18 protein-coding genes are annotated in these 19,968 nt (G+C 60.9%); 7 read left to right on the top strand and 11 right to left on the bottom strand.

Going from position 1 to position 19,968, the window contains the following annotated elements:
* Window positions 1-11: 11 nt before the first annotated feature.
* On the bottom strand, window positions 12-725 hold the full coding sequence (locus J3P81_RS04730; protein WP_434562393.1) for a FadR/GntR family transcriptional regulator: 714 nt from the start codon (window positions 723-725) through the stop codon (window positions 12-14).
* 96 nt (window positions 726-821) lie between these two features.
* Here J3P81_RS04730 and J3P81_RS04725 point away from each other — a divergent pair, with 96 nt between their 5' ends.
* Entirely contained in the window at window positions 822-1,565 is a 744-nt protein-coding gene (locus J3P81_RS04725) for a FadR/GntR family transcriptional regulator (RefSeq protein WP_181287902.1), read from the top strand.
* 178 nt (window positions 1,566-1,743) lie between these two features.
* Here the strand turns inward: J3P81_RS04725 and J3P81_RS04720 are convergent, their stop codons facing one another.
* The 7 genes from J3P81_RS04720 to J3P81_RS04690 form a co-directional block, all read right to left on the bottom strand.
* Entirely contained in the window at window positions 1,744-2,466 is a 723-nt protein-coding gene (locus J3P81_RS04720) for an oligogalacturonate-specific porin KdgM family protein (protein WP_434562391.1), read from the bottom strand.
* Between the two features lie 130 nt (window positions 2,467-2,596).
* Entirely contained in the window at window positions 2,597-3,364 is a 768-nt protein-coding gene (locus tag J3P81_RS04715) for an ABC transporter ATP-binding protein (protein WP_420764112.1), read from the bottom strand.
* Between the two features lie 10 nt (window positions 3,365-3,374).
* Window positions 3,375-4,214: an ABC transporter ATP-binding protein gene (locus J3P81_RS04710; protein WP_420764111.1), complete on the bottom strand. Its 840-nt coding sequence runs from the start codon at window positions 4,212-4,214 to the stop codon at window positions 3,375-3,377.
* A 10-nt stretch (window positions 4,215-4,224) separates the two neighbouring features.
* Window positions 4,225-5,133, bottom strand: coding sequence for an ABC transporter permease (locus J3P81_RS04705; protein ID WP_434562389.1), 909 nt, complete (start codon window positions 5,131-5,133; stop codon window positions 4,225-4,227).
* A complete protein-coding gene (locus J3P81_RS04700; protein WP_420764109.1) occupies window positions 5,133-6,170 on the bottom strand; it encodes an ABC transporter permease in 1,038 nt (345 codons plus the stop codon). Before J3P81_RS04700 ends, J3P81_RS04705 begins: the two co-directional genes overlap by 1 nt.
* A gap of 33 nt (window positions 6,171-6,203) precedes the next feature.
* The gene (locus tag J3P81_RS04695; protein WP_434562387.1) at window positions 6,204-7,826 is read right to left on the bottom strand and encodes an ABC transporter substrate-binding protein; all 1,623 of its coding nucleotides are present in this window, start codon (window positions 7,824-7,826) and stop codon (window positions 6,204-6,206) included.
* A 69-nt stretch (window positions 7,827-7,895) separates the two neighbouring features.
* On the bottom strand, window positions 7,896-9,050 hold the full coding sequence (locus tag J3P81_RS04690; RefSeq protein ID WP_420764107.1) for a mandelate racemase family protein: 1,155 nt from the start codon (window positions 9,048-9,050) through the stop codon (window positions 7,896-7,898).
* A 265-nt stretch (window positions 9,051-9,315) separates the two neighbouring features.
* Here J3P81_RS04690 and J3P81_RS04685 point away from each other — a divergent pair, with 265 nt between their 5' ends.
* Window positions 9,316-9,732: a VOC family protein gene (locus J3P81_RS04685; RefSeq protein WP_420764106.1), complete on the top strand. Its 417-nt coding sequence runs from the start codon at window positions 9,316-9,318 to the stop codon at window positions 9,730-9,732.
* 21 nt (window positions 9,733-9,753) lie between these two features.
* Here J3P81_RS04685 and J3P81_RS04680 read toward each other — a convergent pair whose 3' ends face one another.
* Entirely contained in the window at window positions 9,754-10,125 is a 372-nt protein-coding gene (locus J3P81_RS04680) for a PH domain-containing protein (RefSeq protein ID WP_039592153.1), read from the bottom strand.
* A gap of 201 nt (window positions 10,126-10,326) precedes the next feature.
* Between J3P81_RS04680 and J3P81_RS04675 the strand changes: the two genes are divergently transcribed.
* From J3P81_RS04675 to J3P81_RS04655, 5 genes are all read left to right on the top strand, one after another.
* Complete coding sequence (locus J3P81_RS04675) at window positions 10,327-11,322, top strand: TRAP transporter substrate-binding protein (RefSeq protein WP_434562385.1); 996 nt, start codon at window positions 10,327-10,329, stop codon at window positions 11,320-11,322.
* Window positions 11,323-11,447: 125 nt separating this feature from the next.
* The gene (dctP, locus tag J3P81_RS04670; protein ID WP_420764104.1) at window positions 11,448-12,443 is read left to right on the top strand and encodes a C4-dicarboxylate TRAP substrate-binding protein DctP; all 996 of its coding nucleotides are present in this window, start codon (window positions 11,448-11,450) and stop codon (window positions 12,441-12,443) included.
* Window positions 12,444-12,509: 66 nt separating this feature from the next.
* The gene (locus J3P81_RS04665; protein ID WP_420764103.1) at window positions 12,510-13,142 is read left to right on the top strand and encodes a TRAP transporter small permease; all 633 of its coding nucleotides are present in this window, start codon (window positions 12,510-12,512) and stop codon (window positions 13,140-13,142) included.
* A complete protein-coding gene (dctM, locus tag J3P81_RS04660) occupies window positions 13,139-14,422 on the top strand; it encodes a C4-dicarboxylate TRAP transporter large permease protein DctM (protein WP_420764102.1) in 1,284 nt (427 codons plus the stop codon). Before J3P81_RS04665 ends, dctM begins: the two co-directional genes overlap by 4 nt.
* A 111-nt stretch (window positions 14,423-14,533) precedes the next feature.
* Window positions 14,534-16,441, top strand: a complete 1,908-nt coding sequence (locus tag J3P81_RS04655) for an alkaline phosphatase D family protein (protein WP_434562383.1) — start codon at window positions 14,534-14,536, stop codon at window positions 16,439-16,441.
* 88 nt (window positions 16,442-16,529) lie between these two features.
* On the opposite strand, the gene J3P81_RS04650 is transcribed toward J3P81_RS04655, so the two are convergent.
* Together J3P81_RS04650 and J3P81_RS04645 are read right to left on the bottom strand one after the other, a co-directional pair.
* Window positions 16,530-17,030 carry a methylated-DNA--[protein]-cysteine S-methyltransferase gene (locus J3P81_RS04650; RefSeq protein ID WP_434562381.1) on the bottom strand — a complete coding sequence of 167 codons (501 nt, stop codon included), beginning with the start codon at window positions 17,028-17,030 and terminating at the stop codon, window positions 16,530-16,532.
* A gap of 171 nt (window positions 17,031-17,201) precedes the next feature.
* A complete protein-coding gene (locus J3P81_RS04645) occupies window positions 17,202-19,934 on the bottom strand; it encodes a LuxR C-terminal-related transcriptional regulator (protein ID WP_434562379.1) in 2,733 nt (910 codons plus the stop codon).
* Window positions 19,935-19,968: the final 34 nt, after the last annotated feature.

Genomic DNA, 19,968 nt, shown 5'->3' with positions numbered 1-19,968 from the left:
GGTGATGCAGGTCATTGCGCCTTCAGTTCGACCACACCCCGGACTCGCTGCAACATATTGATCAAATGCAACCGCATCGAAGCCCGTGCTGCTTGCGCATCGTGCCGCGCCAACGCCGCGTAGATCTGCTCCCGCTCGCGCACCACCAGTGCCCGGTTCTGGCCTGTCACCGACGGCCCGGCCTGTTGCACTACCTCGATCAACGTGTTGCCCACATGGGCCATGGCATCGATGAAAAAGCTGTTGCCGGTGCACTGGGCGACCTGCCGATGAAACTCGAAATCGACCCGGGCGCTTTCCTCATCCGTTGGATCAAGCGCATTCGCCGCATCGAGCGCCTCACGCATCGTTAGCAACTGATCCGGCGTGGCGCGTTGCGCAGCGATACCCGCAGCTTCCACTTCCAGGCTCAGGCGCAGTTCGATCACGGCCAGCGCGTCATAAGCGCCACCCTTGACATGTTTGCCGCCCTGGAAATCTCCCGGGCGCGCGGTGTCCACCACAAACGTGCCGATGCCATGTCGGGTTTCCACCAAGCCTTCAGCCTGGAGCCGGGACATGGCTTCACGGACAACAGTCCGACTGACGCCACGCTCCTTGATGATCACCTGTTCCGTTGGCAACTTGCTGCCCGCAGGCAGGTCGCCCGCGAGTATCTGCTGCGTCAGGTCGACCACCAGTTGCTGAGTCATGCTCAGGCGTCGATCGGTTGTGACACGCTCCATTGCACCTATCCATCAAGCCAGACGATCGCGGCATTATAGCCGCGACCTTGCCTCAAAACTCACTATAATGCCCGCTGATCTCACTAGAGCACGCCGATGACGGACCAAGCGTTATCTCCATTGAACAAGCCGCGCCGCCTGGCCGAAACGCTGGTCGACCGTTTTGCCCAGCGCATGCGCGACGGCATCCTGAAATGTGGCGAAAAACTGCCCACCGAAGTGCACATCATGGAAGCCGAAGGCGTCAGCCGTTCGGTGGTGCGCGAGGCATTGTCGCGTTTGCAGGCGGCGGGGTTGGTAGAGACGCGCCATGGCGTCGGCACGTTTGTTCTGGATATGCCGGCACCGGAAGGGTTTACCCTCGGGCCGGCGACGATTGCCACATTGTCCGACGTGCTCAACTTGCTGGAGTTTCGCCTGAGCCTCGAAGTGCAGGCCGCCGGCATGGCCGCCGAACGCGCCACGCCCGAAGCCCTGGCCGAACTGGCCCAGGCGTTGGATGCGTTGTTGCAAGGGCCGGAAAAATCCGGCACCACCATCAACGCCGACTTTCAGTTCCACTTGAAAATCGCCAAGGCGGCCGGCAATTACTACCTGATCGACATCATGAAGCACCTGGGTACGAAGCTGATCCCGCGCACCCGGATGAACTCCGCCTACTCAGGGCAAAGTGATCGCAGCGCCTACCTGCAGGGGATCAATGCCGAGCACCAGCAAATATTCGATGCCATCGCCAGTCGCAATGTCGATGCGGCGCGGGCGGCCATGTACCTGCATTTGAGCAACAGCCGCATGCGCCTGTGTGAAACCCAACAACGCCAGGCGTTCTACAACGAATAACCCCCCCAGTTTTGTGGCTGCAGTAACCACCGCATTTTTATTCTCCACCGCCCCCTGTGGGAGCGAGCTTGCTCGCGAAGGCGGCGGAACATCCAATATCACCGGCACAGGCAGGCCGCTATCGCGAGCAAGCTCGCTCCCACAGTTTTAATTCAGTGTTGACTACCTCTCCCACCACTCAGAAAAAGTTGTACTGGATCCCCACCCGCAACCGCAGTTGGCGATCACTGTCCACCGAGTTGACCTTGATATCACCCACTTCAAAGAACGGTGCCCAGCGCTTGTCCCACTTGTACTTGACCACGGCATTCTGCTCATAGTCGTCAGTACCGCCGTTGTAGCGGATGTAATCGGCATCAAAGTACGTCAGTTGATATTCATACGCCCAAGGCCCTTGATCCGCGTAGTTGAGGTACACGTCATAGCGATGGATCGTCTGGTCGTCCTGGCCGTTGTCCGGCACGTCGCGATCGACTTTGTCGCGGTCCAGCTTGGAGGAATCGTAACGGTAGCGACCGGCGATGCTCAGTTCTTTGGTGATCTTGTAACCCAGGCGCATGCCCATTTTGTAGGTCGTGGATTCCTCGTCGCTCTCCAGGGCCAACGAAGGCGTCAGCGTCCAGCGATCATTGATCTTATGCTGGTAGTTGACCGTAAACTCATGGCCGCTGCCGACGGTATTGTCGAAGGCGACGTCTTTCCGGTCACCGGCGGTCTTGTATTTGAGTTCACCTTCCAGGCCCACGCCGTTATCCAGCCTGATGCCGAACTTGGCGCGGTCGGCATGCATTCGAGTCTTTTCAGCATATTGATGCCGGACATTGATATAACCGGTATCCGCCTGAGCGACAACCGAGGTGAACAACGAAGCGATCGACAAAACTACGAGGGTCTTTTTCATATTTTTTATTCTTGTAAGTTGAAATCATTAGTTGGGTTGAACGCCAAATCGCAGGCGAGCGCGTACGCGCATTGAAACGTGCGGTTCAACGTGTTCTGCGGTTTAAAACAGGTACAGCGGGTCAGTTACTTCAAACGGCAATAGGTACGCGTTGAATATCGCGACTGGCTTGCACCAACAGGCGCGTGTATTCATGGTCGGCGCCATTGTTCGCGAGCAAGTGACTGTCGAGTGTCTCCACTACCCTGCCCTGCTGCATCACCGCCAGCCGATCGCACAAATGCGCAACGACGGCCAAGTCGTGGGTGACCATCAAATAGGTCAGCCCTTCCTGGCGACGCAGATCGGCCAACAGATTGAGGATTTCCGCCTGCACCGAGACATCCAGCGCCGAGGTCGGCTCGTCCAGCAGCAACACCCGAGGGCGCAGGATCAGCGCACGGGCAATCGCCACGCGTTGGCGCTGGCCGCCGGATAATTGATGCGGGTAACGAAAGCGAAAGCTGTCGTTCAAACCAACCTTGCGCAGGATCTCGCTGACCTTCGGCCCACGCCCGTCGATACCGTGGATACGCAGTGGCTCCTGCAGCGCGGCGTCGATGGTGTAGCGCGGATGCAGCGAGGCGTACGGGTCCTGGAAAACCATCTGCACGGTACGGTAGTGGTCCAGCGGCAGCTTGCGCGTCACTGCCCTGCCGGCGATTTGCAGTTGACCAGTCCAGTGCTGGTATTGTCCCGCCAGGCAACGCAGCACGGTGGTCTTGCCCGAACCGGACTCCCCCACCAGGCCAAACGCCTCACCTTCGCCAACGCTCAGGCCCACGTCGTGCAGTACCGCGTTCAGTGCCGCGCCGGTGCCGAAACTGAGGTTCAGGCCGGTGATTTCGATCATGCTCATGACAGGCTCCTCAAGGATTCAACCAGTGTGGGTCGCGCTGCAACACCGGCAGCGTGGCGCGCGGATGGTCCAGGCTGGGCAATGCGGCCAACAGGCCTTGGGTGTAGGGATGGGTGGCGTTATCCAGGTCGGCGGCGGCAATCGACTCGACCACGCGGCCGGCGTACATCACCAGCACGCGGTCGCAGAAATGCCGTACCAGGTTCAAATCGTGGCTGATGAAAATCAGTCCAAGGTCACGCTCGCTGACCAGCTCTTCCAGCACGTTGAGCACCTGCCGGCGCACCGATACGTCCAAGGCCGAGGTGGGTTCGTCGGCGATGATCACCTGGGGATCGGTGATGACCATCATGGCGATCATGATCCGCTGGCCCATGCCGCCAGAGACTTCGTGGGGGTGCAGGTCATAGACCCGACGAGGGTCACGAATGTGCACCTTTGCGAGCATGTCCAAGGCCCGTTCCCGCGCTTGGCGATGGGGCACTTTGTGATGGGCAAGATAGGCTTCGGCGATTTGCTCGCCAACGCGCACCACCGGGTTCAGTGAATATTTCGGGTCTTGCATGATCATCGACATGCGCGCGCCGCGAATCGCCTGGATCTGCTTTTCGCTCGCGCTCAGCAAGTCGATATCGGCGAAGCGCAGGGTCTTGGCGGTGACCCGCGCCGTCGGCGGATGCAGACGCAAAAGGCTGCGGCCGACGGTGGATTTGCCCGAGCCGGATTCGCCGACAATGGCGAGTTTTTCCCGGCCCAGGTTGAACGACACATCACGCACCGCCAGCGAGGTTTTGCCCGCGTTGCGAAACTCCACGCACAAATCCTGTACCGCAAGTTTTATCTCAGTCATGACTTGTTCCTCAGGATTGGCTGCGGGGATCAAGGACGTCGCGCAAGCCGTCGCCCAACAGGTTGAAGGCCAGGCTGACCAGCATGATCGCCGCACCGGGCGCCGCCACCAGCCACCAGCTTTCGAGCATGTAGCGCCGCCCGGTGGAGATCATCGCCCCCCACTCCGGCAAGGGTGCCTGAGCGCCGAGGCCGAGAAAGCCCAGGGCGGCGGCGGTGAGGATGATGCTCGCCATGTTCATGGTCAGGCGGATGATCACTGACGACAGGCACATCGGAATGATGTGGCGCAGGATGATCCGGGGACTCGACGCGCCCTGGAGCTGGACCGCCACGACAAAGTCAGCGTTGCGCAGCGGCAGGGTTTCAGCGCGTGCCAATCGGGCTATCGGCGGCCACGCCGTCAGCGCGATGGCGATCACCGCGTGCTCCAGGCCCGGGCCGAGGGCAGCGATGAAAGCCAGCGCCAACACCAGGCTGGGGAACGAGATGAAGATGTCAGTGATGCGCATGTACAGGCTGTCGACCCAACCGCCGAAGTAACCGGAAACCGTGCCGACCAACAGGCCGATAGGGCCGACGATCACCGTCACCAGCAAGACGATGTACAGCGTGATGCGCGAGCCATACACCAGCCGGGCGAACACATCGCGACCGTACTCGTCAGTGCCGAACCAGTGCTCGCTGCTGGGCGCATGCAACGCGCCAGCAAGGTTCTGCGCCAAGGGATCGTGACCGGCGATCCAGGGCGCGAAGGCCGCGACCAGGATCAGGGTCGAGACGACGACCAGGCCGGCGAACGTCATCGGGTTGCGCAGCAGAAATCGCAGCAGCCGGGTGGCGCTGGCGACCAGCGCAGCCGTACTCGAAGCAGGCAGCGCGGCACTGCCGGCTGCGCTGGAAGCAAGGGGCAGGTTCATTAGCGAGTCCTCGGGTCGAAGATCTTGTAGAGCGCATCGCTGATCAGGTTCAGCGTCACGAAGATGAGGCCGATCAACAGAACGCAAGCCATCACCGCGTTCATGTCACCGAGCAACAGACTGCTCGTCAGGTACTGCCCGAAGCCCGGCCAGGCGAACACGGTTTCGATCAGCACCGCGCCTTCGAGCAACCCGCCGTAGGCCAGCGCGACAATGGTCAACAGCTGCACGCGAATGTTGCCGAAGGCATGGCCCCAGACGATCTTGCGCTGGGACAGCCCCTTGACCCGGGCCGTGATGATGTACTCCTGGGACAGCTGTTCGAGCATGAAGCTGCGGGTCATGCGGCTGATGTAGGCGACCGAGTTGAAGCTGAGGATCACCGCCGGCAGCAGGATGTGCCGCAGTGCGCTGCGAAAGGCCTCCCAATCGCCGGACCAAGCCGTGTCGATCAACAACAATCCGGTGTGACTGGGGATCAGCCCGTCATAGGCCAGGCCGATCCGCCCGACGCCGCCGGCCCAACCCAGCCAGGCGTAGAACACCAAAAAAGCCATCATGCCGATCCAGAAAATCGGCGTGGAATAACCGAACAGCGTGATCAGCCGTGCGATATGGTCACCGGCACGGCCCTGATGGGTCGCCGCGTAGACACCCAGCGGCAGGCCCGCCAGCACGCCGAACAGAATGGCCAGGGTCGCCAGTTCCAATGTCGCCGGGAATACTCGGGCGATGTCAGTGATGACTGGGTTGCCCGTCAGCAACGCCATGCCGAAATCACCGTGAACCAGATCGCCGAGATAGATAGCGAACTGGGTCCACAATGGCTTGTCCAGGCCGAGCTCTTTATATACCTGGGCATACGCCGAAGCGTCGGCGTCCGGGCCGACGATGGCCAGCACCGGGTCCAGGGGCATCACGCGCCCGATAAAGAAAGTCAGCAGCAGCAACCCCAGCAGCGTCACCGCCACCGAGCCGCCGCGCCGGGTCGCCGAAACGGCCCGGGTGGTCCAGATTGAAAAGGATGCAGTCGACATATTCATTCCTGCCTTGGCCTGCGGCCGTCGATTTCAGCGCTGCTTGTAGACGTCCCGAAGGCGCGTGGTAGCGGCGGTGTGTCCGATGTAGTTGCGCACGTCAGCGTGGATCACCACCTCATCGACCATCTGTGAGACCGGCATGATTGCCCCGGCCTGTTGGTCATAGAGGGTCTGGACCTGGGCGTACATTTGCCGCTGGCGCTCGGGGTCGCGCTCGCTCTCGGCCTGTTCGATCAACTGGTTGAGCTGCGGGTTGAAGAACGAGGTGCGCCAGCCCTGGAAGTTGCTCAACTTGGCTTCGGTGCGGTTGTCCGGGTTGTACACCAGAGCGCGCAGGCTCGAATGCGGATGGCGCTCAGCCCCGCCACCACCACGCCCCACGAGGATGTCGAACTGTCGGTCGCGCATCGCCCCGTAAATCTGGTTGCCGGTGCCGGTGATGATCGTCGCCTGGATGCCCGCCTGGGCCAGCGTCGCTTGCAGGCTGGTGGCGATGTTGATGAACGGCGGGTCGGTCAGCGAGCGAATGCTCACCTTGAAGCCTTCGGCATGTCCGGCCTCCACCAGCAGCCGCTTGGCCTTGGCCACGTCCAAGCGATAACCCGGATCCTCCAGGCGCGCCGGCAAGCCCAATTGCATCGGCCGCTGGTTGATCACGCCGTAATGCGGCATCACCACATCGTTGATGCCCTGGTAGTCGATCAACAGACGGATCGCCTGGCGCACGCGGATGTCCTGGAACAGCGGTTGCTGCATGCTCATCGCCACGTAGTACAGCGTTCCGCGGGCGATGCTCTGAATGCGCACCTCGTCGACCTTGCCCAGCGCCTTGATGTCGGTGGCGGCCATGCCGCGCGCTACGTCCAGGTCACCCCGCTCGACCATCAGGCGCAACGCCTGTGACTCGGTCATGTTGCGCATGATCACCCGGCGCAACTTCGGCGCGCCGCGCCAATAGTCGTCATTGCGACTCATCAGGATCACATCGTTGGCCCGCCATATGTCGAGCTTGAATGCGCCTGACCCGGCCGTATGCGTAGCCAGCCAGGCCGCGCCCTGATCGTCACCGACCTGATGCTGCAAGGCCACCGAGCGGTCAACGATGAAGGCACTGGGCGAAGTTGCCAAGGTATTGAGCACCAGCAGCGGATCGGTGCTGCGCGCCAGCTCCATGACAAAGGTGTGCGGCCCTTCTGCCCGCATCAGTTTGACGACATTTTCGGCTGTGAAACCGTAAGCTTTCCAAGTCGAAGCCAAGGCGCGGTTGAGGATGACAACGCGTTGCAAGGACCAGGCGACATCCTGCGCAGTGAGCGGAGCGCCGGAGTGAAAGCGTACGTCGTCGCGCAATTGAAACGTCAGGCGCATCCGGTCCGGGCTGATTTCCCAGCTTTTGGCCAGGGCCGGAACCAGCGTGTCCGGCTGCGCCGCGTCTTGCTCCAGGAGCATGTCGTAGACGTTGGCGTTGACCTCGGCAACCTCCAGGCCCGTCGCGGCGGCCGGGTCCAGGGACAGCAGGTTGATCATGCTCATGCCCACCACCAATTGGTCGGCGGGCGTTTCGCCTTTGGCCAGGCTGACGGGCACCTGCACTGTGCACAGCGCCACGATGACACACAGCAGCCTGGACAGGCGCTTGGGCCAGAGTTTCATGGTTCAGTCCTTTTTTATATTTATATAGACTTGCCGTCCGGGCCATTCAGCCTCGGACGCAGTGCGCCATCAATGTCGGGATAATGTGTTGGCTTCGATATAGGCGAAGTTGATGTCCTCGCCCAACCCCGGCCGATCAGACAGGTGCACATAACCGTCGGCGTCCATCGGATCGACGATGCTGTTGAGATGCGCCGGCACTTGCTCGTAATCGAGGAACGGGTGCAGCAGGCCACGCTCGTACCAACGACAATTGCTGATCGCCCCCACCACGGCGAGGTTCGCCGCGCCGTTGCCGTGGACTTCGCAATCCATGCCGAACGACTCGGCCAGGTGCGCCACTTTCAGGCAGGGCCCGATGCCGCCGACGCCGGCCACGCCGGCGCGCAGGATGTCACAGGATTTGTGCGTGACCCAACTGGCGCGGCTGTGGAATTTGCCGGCGATGCTTTCGGGGCCCAGCACCGGAATATCCAGGTTGGCCGCCAGCCAGGCGTAGGACTCGGCGGAGTCTTCCATCATCGGCTCTTCGAACCAGGCGAAATTCAACTTTTCCAGGGCCTTGCCGATGGTCAGCGCGTCCATGCGGCTGTACCAGTGGTAGCCGTCGAGCATCAGCGCGATATCCGGGCCAACCGCTTCGCGCACGGCGGCGCAGGCCTGGATATCCATTTGCGGATTTGGCGCGAAGGAAATCGGCGGCATCCAGGTGTGCAGCTTGATTGCCTTGTAGCCGCGCTCGACGAGCTTTTCGGCAAACTGGCCGTACTCATCCGGCGTCGATAGACCGCCCGGCAGATCATCGCCGCACATCGTCGAGCCGTAGGCCAGGACTTTGTCGCGGTAACCGCCGATGAGCTTGTGCACCGGCAGCTTCAGCTTGCGCCCGGCCAGATCCCACAAGGCTTGTTCCACCAGGGCCAGCGCCCGGTCGGTGAACTGCCCTGCGCTACCGCGCTGCCAATGCGCCAGGTCCTGCCAGATGCGCTCACGGTCCATCGGGTCGCGACCGATCAGCACCTTGCGCACGAAGGATTCGATGATGTGCGGTCGAATCAATTCAGGCGTACCGAACGCATAACCCTCCGATCCATCGTCGCAGCTGATCCGCAGCAGGGCCATCTTGATCATGACTTCGTCGCCGGGATGAGCGTGGCCGGCGCTGTCCTGGGCGCGACGCGACGGAGTGGAAAATATTTCGACGTGAACGCCTGTGATTCTCATAGGGAGGGCACCGTGTTGTTATTTATATTTGTATGTCGTCATACAACGTGTCCGATTATTTGAGCACCTTAGCCGACCTGTCAACCCATCAAATCAACGAAGGAAGAGATTTACCTTGTCCGGACAGCTTTTTACAACCATGACATCTTAAGAAGTCGTCATACCACAAACCACTTCATCGCCACGAATCAGCCCGTGCCCGTTGCGGGAATCATTGGCTACAGTGACTGGACTCATTGGCGCCAGAACTCATGCGGAGGCCGACATGAAGAACTTCAGCATCGAGCGCATCGACCACATCGTCTTGCGCGTGAAAGACATCGAACGCAGCCTCGCCTTCTACACATCGGTATTGGGTTGCGAGCTCAGGAAACGTCGGGACGAGCTGGGACTGATCCACCTCGGAGCCGGTGCATCGATGATCGATCTGGTGGACGTCGACGGGCCACTTGGCCGTCAGGGTGGCGAAGCAGCCGGCGAACACGGCCATAACGTCGACCATTTCTGCCTGCGCATCGAACCGTTCGACGAACCAGCGCTGCTCGCTCATCTACACGCAGCAGGCCTGGAGGTCGAGAAAGCGCAAATGCGCTTCGGGGCGGAGGGTAAGGGCTTATCGATCTACTGCTGCGATCCGGATGGCAACCAGATCGAGTTGAAGGGGCCGTCGCTGGAGCCCTGAGCTCCAGCCGGCCTGCTGCGATCAGGCCAAGAGGTGCCTGGAGATGACCTTGGAGATTTCAACGATACCGGTCTTGCCGGTGAATTCGAACTTCACCTTGCCCAGGGACGAAAAGTAAATCTCCAGTTCAGAATCCAGGTCGAAGGTGCCGGAGGTTTCCACCGAGTACGCGACGATGTTTTTATAGGGCAGCGAAGTGAAGTCCTTCTTGCTGCCGGTGATGCCCTGCACGTTCACGGCAATGATGCGTTTGTTGGTAAAGACCACCCCATCGCGCATGGACTTGTAGGCGTCGATGACTTGTTCGCCGTCCAGCAAGAGGGCTGTGACGCGTTCGGCGTACTCATCGTTTTGCTTGAGCTTGAAGAAACCTTTGTTGTTGAAATCGATCATGGAGCGAAGTCCTTGCTGGTGTTTGAGAACATCCTGCTTGCTTGATTCTGAAGGCCAGTCCCGGCAGGTGCCAAGCGATTTTACCCACCACGCCAAAACAGCCCGGCGGCCCGCATTTTATCTCCTAGACTTGCCATTGTTTGCTGTTCGCAGGGGCATCGAAGGTGTCCGTACGATAAACATAATTCCAAGAGATCCGCCATGCTCAAATCCTTGTGGAAAGCGCTCGCCTGTACATTGGTCATTACCGCATCGGGCGCCGCCATGGCAGCCGATCCCATCGTCATCAAGTTCTCCCACGTAGTCGCCGAGCAGACGCCGAAGGGCCAAGGCGCGCTGATGTTCAAGAAACTGGCGGAAGAACGCTTGGCGGGCAAGGTGAAGGTCGAGGTTTACCCCAACTCCACGCTGTTGGGCGATGACAAGGAGATGGAAGGCTTGCTGCTGGGAGACGTGCAGATCATTGCCAGGTCACTGGCGAAGTTCGAGCAGTACACCCGCAAAGTCCAACTGTTCGACCTGCCGTTCCTGTTCGATGACATCGCGGCGGTAGATCGCTTCCAACAAAGCCCCCAGGGCCAGCAATTGCTCAAGTCCATGGAGAGCAAGAACATCACTGGCCTGGCCTATTGGCACAACGGCATGAAACAGCTCTCGGCGAACAAACCGCTGCGCATGCCCAGCGATGCGCAGGGCCTGGTGTTTCGTGTGCAGACTTCCGCCGTGCTGGAGGAGCAGTTCAAGGCGGTAGGCGCCAAAGGGCAACCGATGATTTTTTCGGTGGTGTATCAGGCCCTGCGCGCGGGTGTGGTCAATGGCGCGGAGAACCCCTATTCGAACTTTTACAACCAGAAACTGAACGAGGTGCAAAAGTACGTTACCGAGACGGACCACGGCATTCTCGACTACATGCTCATTACCACGTCCGATTTCTGGAACGGTTTGCCAGCGGACATTCGCGTCGAACTGGACAAGATCGTGGTCGAGGCAACCGCCCATGCCAACAAAGAGGCGCAGCGACTGAACCAGCACGACAAGGAACGGGTTCTGGCCGCCAAGACCACCGAAATCACTACCCTCACGGCGGACGAGCGCAACGCGTGGCGCGACAAGATGAAGCCCGTTTGGGCGAAGTTTGAAGCAGATATCGGCCCGGATCTGATCAAGGCTGCCGAAGCGTCCAACAAGACGCAGTAAAGCCGTGCACTTGATGTCACAATGCCCCGGCAAGCTAATTTCTGCCTAGACTTGCAACGGTCCCACCGTGCGTTGTGTTTTGAATGAGCCCGCACGGGCGAAACTAAAAATAAAAGGAAACCCCAATGTTTAAACCTATGTGGAAAGCACTCGTCTGCACGCTGGCTCTCAGCGCGCTGAGCACCGCCATGGCGGCTGATCCGGTGGTCATCAAGTTCTCGCACGTGGTGGCTGAACAAACGCCAAAGGGCCAGGGCGCGCTGCTGTTCAAGAAGTTGGTGGAAGAACGCCTGCCAGGCAAAGTCAAAGTCGAGGTGTACCCTAACTCCTCGCTGTTCGGCGACGGCAAGGAAATGGAAGCCCTGCTGTTGGGCGATGTGCAGATGATCGCCCCGTCCCTGGCCAAGTTCGAGCAATACACCAAGACGGTGCAGTTGTTCGACTTGCCCTTCCTGTTCGATGACATCTCCGCCGTGGACCGCTTCCAGCTGAGCCCAGAGGGCCAGAAACTGCTCAAGTCCATGGAAAGCAAGAACATCACCGGCCTGGCCTATTGGCACAACGGCATGAAGCAACTGTCCGCCAACAAGCCACTGCGCGAACCCAAGGACGCCCGTGGCCTGAAGTTCCGCGTACAAGCCTCCGCCGTGCTCGAAGAGCAGTTCAAGGCGGTGAACGCCAACCCGCGCAAGATGAGCTTCGCCGAGGTGTACCAAGGCCTGCAGACTGGCGTGGTCAACGGTGCGGAAAACCCGTACTCGAACATCTACAGCCAGAAAATGCATGAAGTTCAGAAGTACATCACCGAATCCAACCACGGTGTACTCGACTACATGTTGATCACCAACACCAAGTTCTGGAGCGGCCTGCCGCCAGACGTACGTAGCGAACTGGACAAGATCCTGGTTGAAGTGACCGCGCACGTGAACAAAGAAGCGGCGCAACTGAACCAGAACGACAAGCAGCGCATTATCGACGCCAAGACCACCGAGATCATTACGCTCACGCCTGAAGAGCGCAACGAATGGCGCGAGAAGATGAAACCGGTGTGGAAGAAGTTCGAAGGTGACATCGGTGCCGACCTGATCAAGGCCGCCGAAGCCTCCAACAAGGCTCAGTAATGGGTTGGCCGGCGCTGCCGTCATGGCAGCGCCGACCTGTCGTCCTCCCTGCAGGAGATGCCATCCATGAACGCCCTTCGGCGCACTTGGGAACATTTCGAGGAAGCTTTCATTGCCTTCCTTTTGGCCGCCATGACGTTGGTCACCTTCGTCTACGTGGTCCTCAACAACCTTTATGCGGTGTTCTACAGCCTTGGCGACAACTGGCCGGCCGCCAGCGAGCCCATGTTCGCCATCGGCGACGGCATCATGGGCATGGCCCAGGCCATGACCTGGAGCAGCTCCTTGACCAAGGCGCTGTTCGGCTGGTTGATTTTCTTCGGCTTGTCCTACGGCGTGCGCACCGCCGGGCACATCGGTGTCGATGCGCTGGTGAAACTGGCGAGCAAACCGGTGCAACGCTACATCGGCGTGATCGCCTGCCTGTGCTGCCTGGGTTATGCCGGGTTGCTCGCGGTGGCGAGTTTCGAGTGGATCAACACCTTGATGATTGCCGAGATCGGCGCCGAAGACCTCGGCCACTTCGGCATCATGCAATGGCATATCGGGCTGATCGTGCCCGTAGGATTCGCGTTGGTATTCATCCGCTTTGCGGAAATTCTCGTACGCATCCTGATGAATCGTCAGACCGGCCTGGGCCTGGCTGATGAAGCGGCGGAAGCGATCAAACTGACCGATATCGAGGAAGACAAGCCATGACCATTGCCTTCCTGTTCCTCGCGTTGTTCGTGCTGATGTTTATCGGCGTGCCGATCGCGATTTCCCTGGGCCTGGCCGGATCGCTGACGATCATTTTCTTCAGCCCCGACTCGGTACGTTCCCTGGCGATCAAGCTGTTCGAAACCAGCGAACACTACACCCTGCTGGCGATTCCGTTCTTCCTGCTGGCCGGTGCGTTCATGACCACGGGCGGCGTGGCGCGACGGCTGATCGACTTTGCCAACGCCTGCGTCGGCCACATTCGTGGCGGCCTGGCAATTGCGGCGGTGCTGGCGTGCATGCTGTTTGCCGCCTTGTCCGGCTCCAGCCCCGCGACGGTAGCGGCGGTGGGTTCCATTGCCATCGCCGGCATGGTGCGCTCGGGTTATCCGCAGGCATTTGGCGCGGGTATTGTCTGTAACGCGGGCACCCTGGGCATCTTGATCCCGCCGTCGATCGTCATGGTGGTGTACGCCGCCGCGACCGAAACCTCGGTGGGCAAGTTGTTCATGGCCGGTGTGATACCGGGCCTGCTGCTTGGGACCGCCTTGATGGTGGTGATCTACATTGTCGCGGTGAAGAAAAACCTGCCGGCCATGCCCAGGGCAACCTTGCGTGAATGGCTGACGGCAGCGCGCAAGGCAGGCTGGGGCCTGCTGCTCATGGTGATCATCCTCGGCGGGATTTATTCGGGGATGTTCACACCCACCGAAGCAGCAGCCGTGGCGGCGGTCTACTCAGCGTTTATCGCACTGTTCGTCTACAAGGACCTGACGTTCCGCGAAACGCCCAAGGTGCTGTTGGAGTCGGCCAAGTTGAGCATCATGCTGATGTTCATCATCGCCAACGCCATGCTCTTCGCCCACGTGCTGACCACCGAGCAACTGCCGCAGCAGATCACTGCGTGGGTGATCGAAGCCGGGCTGACGCCAGTGACCTTCCTGCTGGTGGTGAACATCGTGCTGCTGATTGCCGGTGCGTTCATGGAGCCGTCGGCGATCATCCTGATCCTGGCGCCGATCCTGTTCCCCATCGCCATGAAACTGGGCATCGACCCGATCCACCTGGGCATCATCATGGTGGTGAACCTGGAGATCGGCCTGATCACACCGCCGGTGGGGCTGAACCTGTTCGTCACCTCGGCGGTAACCGGCATGTCGTTGACAGCGACCATCCGCGCGGCCATGCCGTGGCTGATGATCCTGCTGGCGTTCCTGGTGCTGATTACTTATGTGCCATGGATCTCGTTGGCATTGCCGAACTGGCTGGGCATGAGCTAAGTCTTGTGGCGAGGGAGCTTGCTCCCTCGCCACACCAGTGCAGCCTCCACAGCCCTCGGGCACATTGCGTTATGATCCTCGCTTTCCTTTGAAAGCAGAGCTTTTCCACGCATGTTGCCGTCCTCTTCCGACACCTCTTGCACCCTGCCCTCCGTCCTTGTAGGCCCGCTGCTGCGGCGGCTGGAGCCCCGGCGGCTGGTGATGTGGCTGGTGGGCTCGCGGCCGTTGGCGTTGACCTTGCGGCTGGACGGCGCAGCCGATCTGCAACTCGACGCCCTGCATTGCACGGTGGTGCCGGTGGGCCGCCATGCGTTTGTGCATTTGATCGATGTGCAACTCGATACCGCCCTGCCGCTGGACGCGGCGATTGACTACGACCTGCTGGTGGACGGTGCCGGCATCGCCGAATGGGCGCCGCATCTGGTGTATGGCGATGCACGGTGTCCAAGTTTCATGGTGCATTCGCGCATCGACCAACTGGTCCACGGCTCCTGCCGCAAACCCCATTTCCCCGCCAACGACGGATTGCTCTGCGTCGACCGGTTGTTGGCGCAATGCCCCGAACAACGGCCGGCGCTGCTGATGATGAGCGGCGACCAGGTGTATGCCGATGATGTGGCGGGCCCGATGCTGCGGGCGATCCATGCCTTGATCGAGCGCCTTGGGCTGTTTGAAGAGTGCCTTGAAGGCGCGGTGGTGCAAGACAGCGCCAAGCTTTACCAACACCCGGCCAGTTACTACCACCGCGCCGATCTGCTGCCGGCACTGGAAAGCAACGAAACCCTGCGGGAACGATTTTTCGGCGGGGCGCGCAAGCCGATCTTTACCAGCAGCAGCGCCGATAATCACTTGGTGACCTTCGCTGAAGTCATGGCGATGTATTTGCTGGTGTGGTCACCCGTGCCGTGGACGCTGATCGATCCGCAACCGCCGGAACTGACCGTCGAACGGCGCCAGCGCTACGAGCTGGAACACCAACGGATCGAGGCCTTCAAGACCGGGCTGGACGGCGTGGCGCGGGTATTTGCTCACCTGTCCTGCCTGATGATCTTCGATGATCACGACATCACGGACGACTGGAACCTGTCCGCCCAATGGGAAGAAACCGCCTACGGTCATCCCTTCTCCAAGCGCATCATCGGCAATGCATTGATCGCCTACATGCTCTGCCAGGGCTGGGGCAACAACCCGGATGCCTTTGGTGAGGTCATCCAGCAAACCGTGGCCTTGAGCGGAACCGCCCAGGACCGCTACATCGACAGCGCCCCCCAGGATGCGTTGATCGATAGATTGCTCAGTTTCCAACAATGGCATTACGTGTTGCCGACGACCCCGGCGTTGGTGGTCCTCGACACCCGTACTCGCCGTTGGCGCAGCGAGAGCAGTCTCAAGCAGCCGTCGGGCCTGCTGGATTGGGAGGCCCTGAGCGAACTGCAACAAGAATTGCTCGACCACCCTTCGGCGATCATCGTCTCGCCGGCGCCGATTTTTGGCGTCAAGCTGATCGAGACCGTACAAGGGGTGTTCAGCTGGTGCGGCTACCCGCTGCTGGTGGACGCGGAAAACTGGATGGCCCACCGTGGCGCGGCCCAGGTGATTCTGAATATCTTCCGACACTCGCGCACACCGGGCAGCTATGTGGTGCTGTCCGGCGACGTGCATTATTCGTTCGTCTACGAGGTATTGATCCCACATCGCAAGGGTGGCCCGCGCGTCTGGCAGATCACCAGCAGCGGCATCAAGAATGAATTTCCGCCGGCGTTGCTGGAGTGGTTCGACCGCCTGAACCGCTGGCTCTATTCACCCCGTTCGCCGTTGAACTGGTTCACCAAGCGCCGCAGCATGCGCATCGTTCCCCATGTCCCGGAACACGCCGAGGCCGGGGAACGGTTATGGAACTCGGCCGGGATCGGCCAGGTATTTTTCAACGAACAGGGGCAACCGGCGCGAATCTATCAACACAATGCCGATGGCAAGCCGCCAACGCGCATGCTGTCGCCAAAAAACCCCATGAGCTGATCACTTGCTGTCAGAGGTCATCAACGCCTATGCAACTGAACGACCGCTTTCGCGAGCAAGCTCGCTCCCATAGGGGGGTTGGGCCAGGTCAGAATGCCAGTTGCAGGCTCTGCTGGCCTTCAAGGCTGAGCAAATACTGTTTGGCGGCGAGGCCGCCGGCGAAACCGGTGAGGCTGCCGGAGGTACCGATGACCCGATGACACGGGGCGATGATCGAGATCGGATTGCGGCCGTTGGCCGCCCCTACCGCCCGGGTCGCGGTCGGTTGGCCGATCTGGATGGCGATGTCGCGATAGCTGCGGGTTTCGCCGAACGGGATGGTCAGCAACGCCTGCCAGACCCGCACCTGGAAGTCAGTGCCGGCGAAGTCCAGTGCCAGCTCGAACTGGCGGCGCTGACCGGCGAAATATTCAAGCAGCTGGCGCTCGGCCTCCTTGAGGGTCGGGTGATCGCTGTCGAGCTCCAGCGGTCCGAGGCGCACCCGGTTGAGCCGTTCGTTTTCCCACAGGATGGCTGCCAGCTTGGCGTCGCGAGCAACGAGGATCAGCTCGCCGACCGGGGATGGGATGGTTTTGTACAACGGCAACATTCGAGTGATTCCTTGGCTCAAACCCAATAGGTGCTTGTGGCGAGGGAGCTTGCTCCCGCTGGCATGAAGCAGCCCCATGCAAAGCCTGATACACCGCGGCGCTTGATGTTGGGGTCCGCTTCGCAACCCAGCGGGAGCAAGCTCCCTCGCCACAGGTTTCTCACAGCATCGTCATCCCAACAATCCCAACGCTTTGGCCCGAGCCACGGCCTGGGTGCGGCGCTCGACGCCGAGCTTGCTATTGATATGGCTGGCGTGGGTCTTCACCGTGTGCAGCGAGATGAACAGTTGCTCGCTGATCTCCTGATTGGAACATCCCTGGGCAATCAGTTGCAGCACCGCTCGCTCCCGGCTACTGAGGGTCTCCACCGATGGCGCGGCCTCGACAGGCAGTACCGTCGACGGTAAACGATCGAGCAACTGTTGACGCAACTCGCTGTGCGGCGCTTGCAGCAGTTGCTCACGCAACCATTCGGGACGCTCCTTGAACAACCATTCAAATGGCTGCAGCGCCCCCCCGATGGCGGCTTCGAAAGCCTCGGCCAATGTGCCGCGCGCATCGGGTTCGCGGCCCACGCTCAGCAGCAAGGCGACTTTCTGGTTGAGCACCATCACGGCGAGCATCTGCCGTCCGGTTTGCTGGGCGTGCTGGAGCAATGCATCGAGCCGCCCTTCAGCCTGCATCGGCTGGCCGCGGATGGACTCCAGCAGGGCTTGTTGCAGCTCGACATGCAGCGGCAGTTGCGGATGGAATTCCGGTGGCGCGGCGGCCCGTTCGCCGGTGTAGGTCTGCCCCAGCCGCGCCAGCCAGGCTTCGGCCAGTTCAGTGCGACCCTGGGCCAACCAGAGCTCGCATTTCACAAGGGTGATCATCGCCAGGTAGTACACCGGCGGAACATCCCAGATATGCATCAGGCGCTCGGCTTCGGCCAGTTCGGCAAAGGCTCGGGCAAATTCGCCCGCGTGGCCTTCGACGCGGGCGATCACGCAATGGCCGATCAACACGCTGATATCCCGGCAGGCACGGGCTTCAGTGAGGCCTGCCTGCAACCGCGCCAACCCGGCCGTGGATTGCATGCGCAGCGTCAACAGGAAACCTTCGTACAGGACCAGTCGCGCGCGCACCGCATACAACCGTTGAGGCGAGAGCGCGTGCAAGCGCTGCAAGCCCTGTTTCACCTCATCGAGCGCCCTCAGGATTTCCCCTCGGGCCTGCAACACCCGGGCGCGATCGTAATGGGCCAAAGCCTCGAAGAGTGGGTTGCCGACCCGCTGCGCCAGTTCCAGGGAATCGCGGTTCAGCGCCCGGGCGCGCCACAGGTCGCCGTCGGCAATCGCCAGGTTCGACAAGGTGGACAAGCACATCAGGCGTTGTCCGTAACGTTTTTGCGGCAGGCTTTCCAGGGCTTCGGTGCAATAGCGAAGGGTGGCCTGGCGATCGCCACGGCCACGGGCGACGATGCCGCTCAGGGCCAGCCACTGGGCGAGCATGGATTTATGCGCGGTGGCCGACGGGGCCGGCAGAAAGCGGCTCAAATGAGCGGCCAGCTCCTGCGCGGCATCGAGTTGGCAGGCCAGGCCCAAGGCCCAGCTGTAGAGCACGATCAAGCGCGGCGTGCTGATGAGCAGGCTGTCGGGCAGGTCCATTTTCCAGCGCAGCAACATACCGACATTCTGTTCGGCCAGCAGTTGTTCCTCCGAAAGGTTTTGCACCAGGTTTGCCGCCACGTCCAGATGCCCGGCGCGTAGCGCCTGCTCCACGGCTTCATCGATCAGGCCTTGGACGTTGAACCAGCGACAGGCGCGCAGGTGCAACGTTGCGCCCGGCACCATGGCTTGCGCGCTGGGCCGACTGCGCAACAGATCGGAAAACAGGTGATGGAAGCGATACCAGCGCCCGTGCTCGTCCAACGGCACGAGGAAAACCTGATGGGCCGCCAGGTATTGGAGAATTTCCTGGCTGTCGTGGGCGTCGCGCACCGCATCGCACAGCTCGCTGCAAAAACGTTCCTGCGGGGCGATGTCGTAGAGAAACGCTTGCACCTCGGCGGGCAGGCAATCGATGACTTCTTCCAGCAGATAGTCACGGATCAGCCCTTCCCCCCCGTGCAGGGCTTGGGGCAATCGCCCCTCGCTGCCGGCCTCGGAAGCAGCCAGCAGCCAGAAACGCAGCCCGGCGACCCAGCCTTCGCTGCGCTGGATCAGATTTTCCAAGGCTTCCCCACGCAGTGAACTGCTGTGGTGCTGAAGCAGCGTCAGCGCTTCGTCGTGGGTCAGGCGCAGGTCCTGCTCGTTGAGCTCGAGCAACTGGCGCGACAGGCGCAAACGCGCCAGATGCCAGTCCGGCCGCTGGCGACTGGTCACCAGCACCAGCAACCCATCGGGCAAGTGGTTGAGGAAAAACTGCAAGCAGCGATCCAGCACCGGGCTCTGGGCAAGATGGTAGTCATCGAGCACCAGCAGCAAGGGCGCCCGTGGCGATAGATGCCCGGACAGCTCGTCCAGCAGGCCGTCCAGCCATTCCTCGAAAGCAAAGGGCTGGTGGCGCTGGCGCATCTTCAACAGGCCCAACGCCTGGCCGCCCAACTGGGGGAAAAACGCCTGGAGCCCTTCAAGCAACCGCTCCAGGAAACGCCCCGGATCGTTGTCCCTGGCACTGAGCCCCAACCAGAGGCTGTGCCAATGCGTCGGCAAACCCTGGCAAAACTCCACCGCCAACGAGCTCTTGCCGAACCCCGCCGGGGCGCTCACCAACAGCAACCGGCCACCGAGCCCAGCGCTCAGGCGCTCGCACAACCGCGGCCGCACGACGTGGCCATCGGGCAAAGGGGGGCGATAAAAGCGCCCTTCCTGTACCGCGAAGGCTGCGCGGGAAGAATCCGGGAGTGAAGACAGATCAGTCATGGCCGGCTCTTGTTGGAATGCGGGTGGCGGCGTT

Source organism: Pseudomonas sp. R1-6, from assembly GCF_051132115.1.
In the GTDB taxonomy this organism is placed as follows: Bacteria; Pseudomonadota; Gammaproteobacteria; order Pseudomonadales; family Pseudomonadaceae; genus Aquipseudomonas.
Note: the sequence above shows the minus strand (reverse complement) of the source record. Positions and strands in the feature narration are given on the sequence as shown.

Bases quoted from the DNA above. Each gene is read 5' to 3' on its own strand.
- J3P81_RS04730 (WP_434562393.1), bottom strand. From the start codon at position 725: ATGGAGCGTGTCACAACCGATCGACGCCTGAGCATGACTCAGCAACTG.
- J3P81_RS04725 (WP_181287902.1), top strand. From the start codon at position 822: ATGACGGACCAAGCGTTATCTCCATTGAACAAGCCGCGCCGCCTGGCC.
- J3P81_RS04720 (WP_434562391.1), bottom strand. From the start codon at position 2,466: ATGAAAAAGACCCTCGTAGTTTTGTCGATCGCTTCGTTGTTCACCTCG.
- J3P81_RS04715 (WP_420764112.1), bottom strand. From the start codon at position 3,364: ATGAGCATGATCGAAATCACCGGCCTGAACCTCAGTTTCGGCACCGGC.
- J3P81_RS04710 (WP_420764111.1), bottom strand. From the start codon at position 4,214: ATGACTGAGATAAAACTTGCGGTACAGGATTTGTGCGTGGAGTTTCGC.
- J3P81_RS04705 (WP_434562389.1), bottom strand. From the start codon at position 5,133: ATGAACCTGCCCCTTGCTTCCAGCGCAGCCGGCAGTGCCGCGCTGCCT.
- J3P81_RS04700 (WP_420764109.1), bottom strand. From the start codon at position 6,170: ATGTCGACTGCATCCTTTTCAATCTGGACCACCCGGGCCGTTTCGGCG.
- J3P81_RS04695 (WP_434562387.1), bottom strand. From the start codon at position 7,826: ATGAAACTCTGGCCCAAGCGCCTGTCCAGGCTGCTGTGTGTCATCGTG.
- J3P81_RS04690 (WP_420764107.1), bottom strand. From the start codon at position 9,050: ATGAGAATCACAGGCGTTCACGTCGAAATATTTTCCACTCCGTCGCGT.
- J3P81_RS04685 (WP_420764106.1), top strand. From the start codon at position 9,316: ATGAAGAACTTCAGCATCGAGCGCATCGACCACATCGTCTTGCGCGTG.
- J3P81_RS04680 (WP_039592153.1), bottom strand. From the start codon at position 10,125: ATGATCGATTTCAACAACAAAGGTTTCTTCAAGCTCAAGCAAAACGAT.
- J3P81_RS04675 (WP_434562385.1), top strand. From the start codon at position 10,327: ATGCTCAAATCCTTGTGGAAAGCGCTCGCCTGTACATTGGTCATTACC.
- dctP (WP_420764104.1), top strand. From the start codon at position 11,448: ATGTTTAAACCTATGTGGAAAGCACTCGTCTGCACGCTGGCTCTCAGC.
- J3P81_RS04665 (WP_420764103.1), top strand. From the start codon at position 12,510: ATGAACGCCCTTCGGCGCACTTGGGAACATTTCGAGGAAGCTTTCATT.
- dctM (WP_420764102.1), top strand. From the start codon at position 13,139: ATGACCATTGCCTTCCTGTTCCTCGCGTTGTTCGTGCTGATGTTTATC.
- J3P81_RS04655 (WP_434562383.1), top strand. From the start codon at position 14,534: ATGTTGCCGTCCTCTTCCGACACCTCTTGCACCCTGCCCTCCGTCCTT.
- J3P81_RS04650 (WP_434562381.1), bottom strand. From the start codon at position 17,030: ATGTTGCCGTTGTACAAAACCATCCCATCCCCGGTCGGCGAGCTGATC.
- J3P81_RS04645 (WP_434562379.1), bottom strand. From the start codon at position 19,934: ATGACTGATCTGTCTTCACTCCCGGATTCTTCCCGCGCAGCCTTCGCG.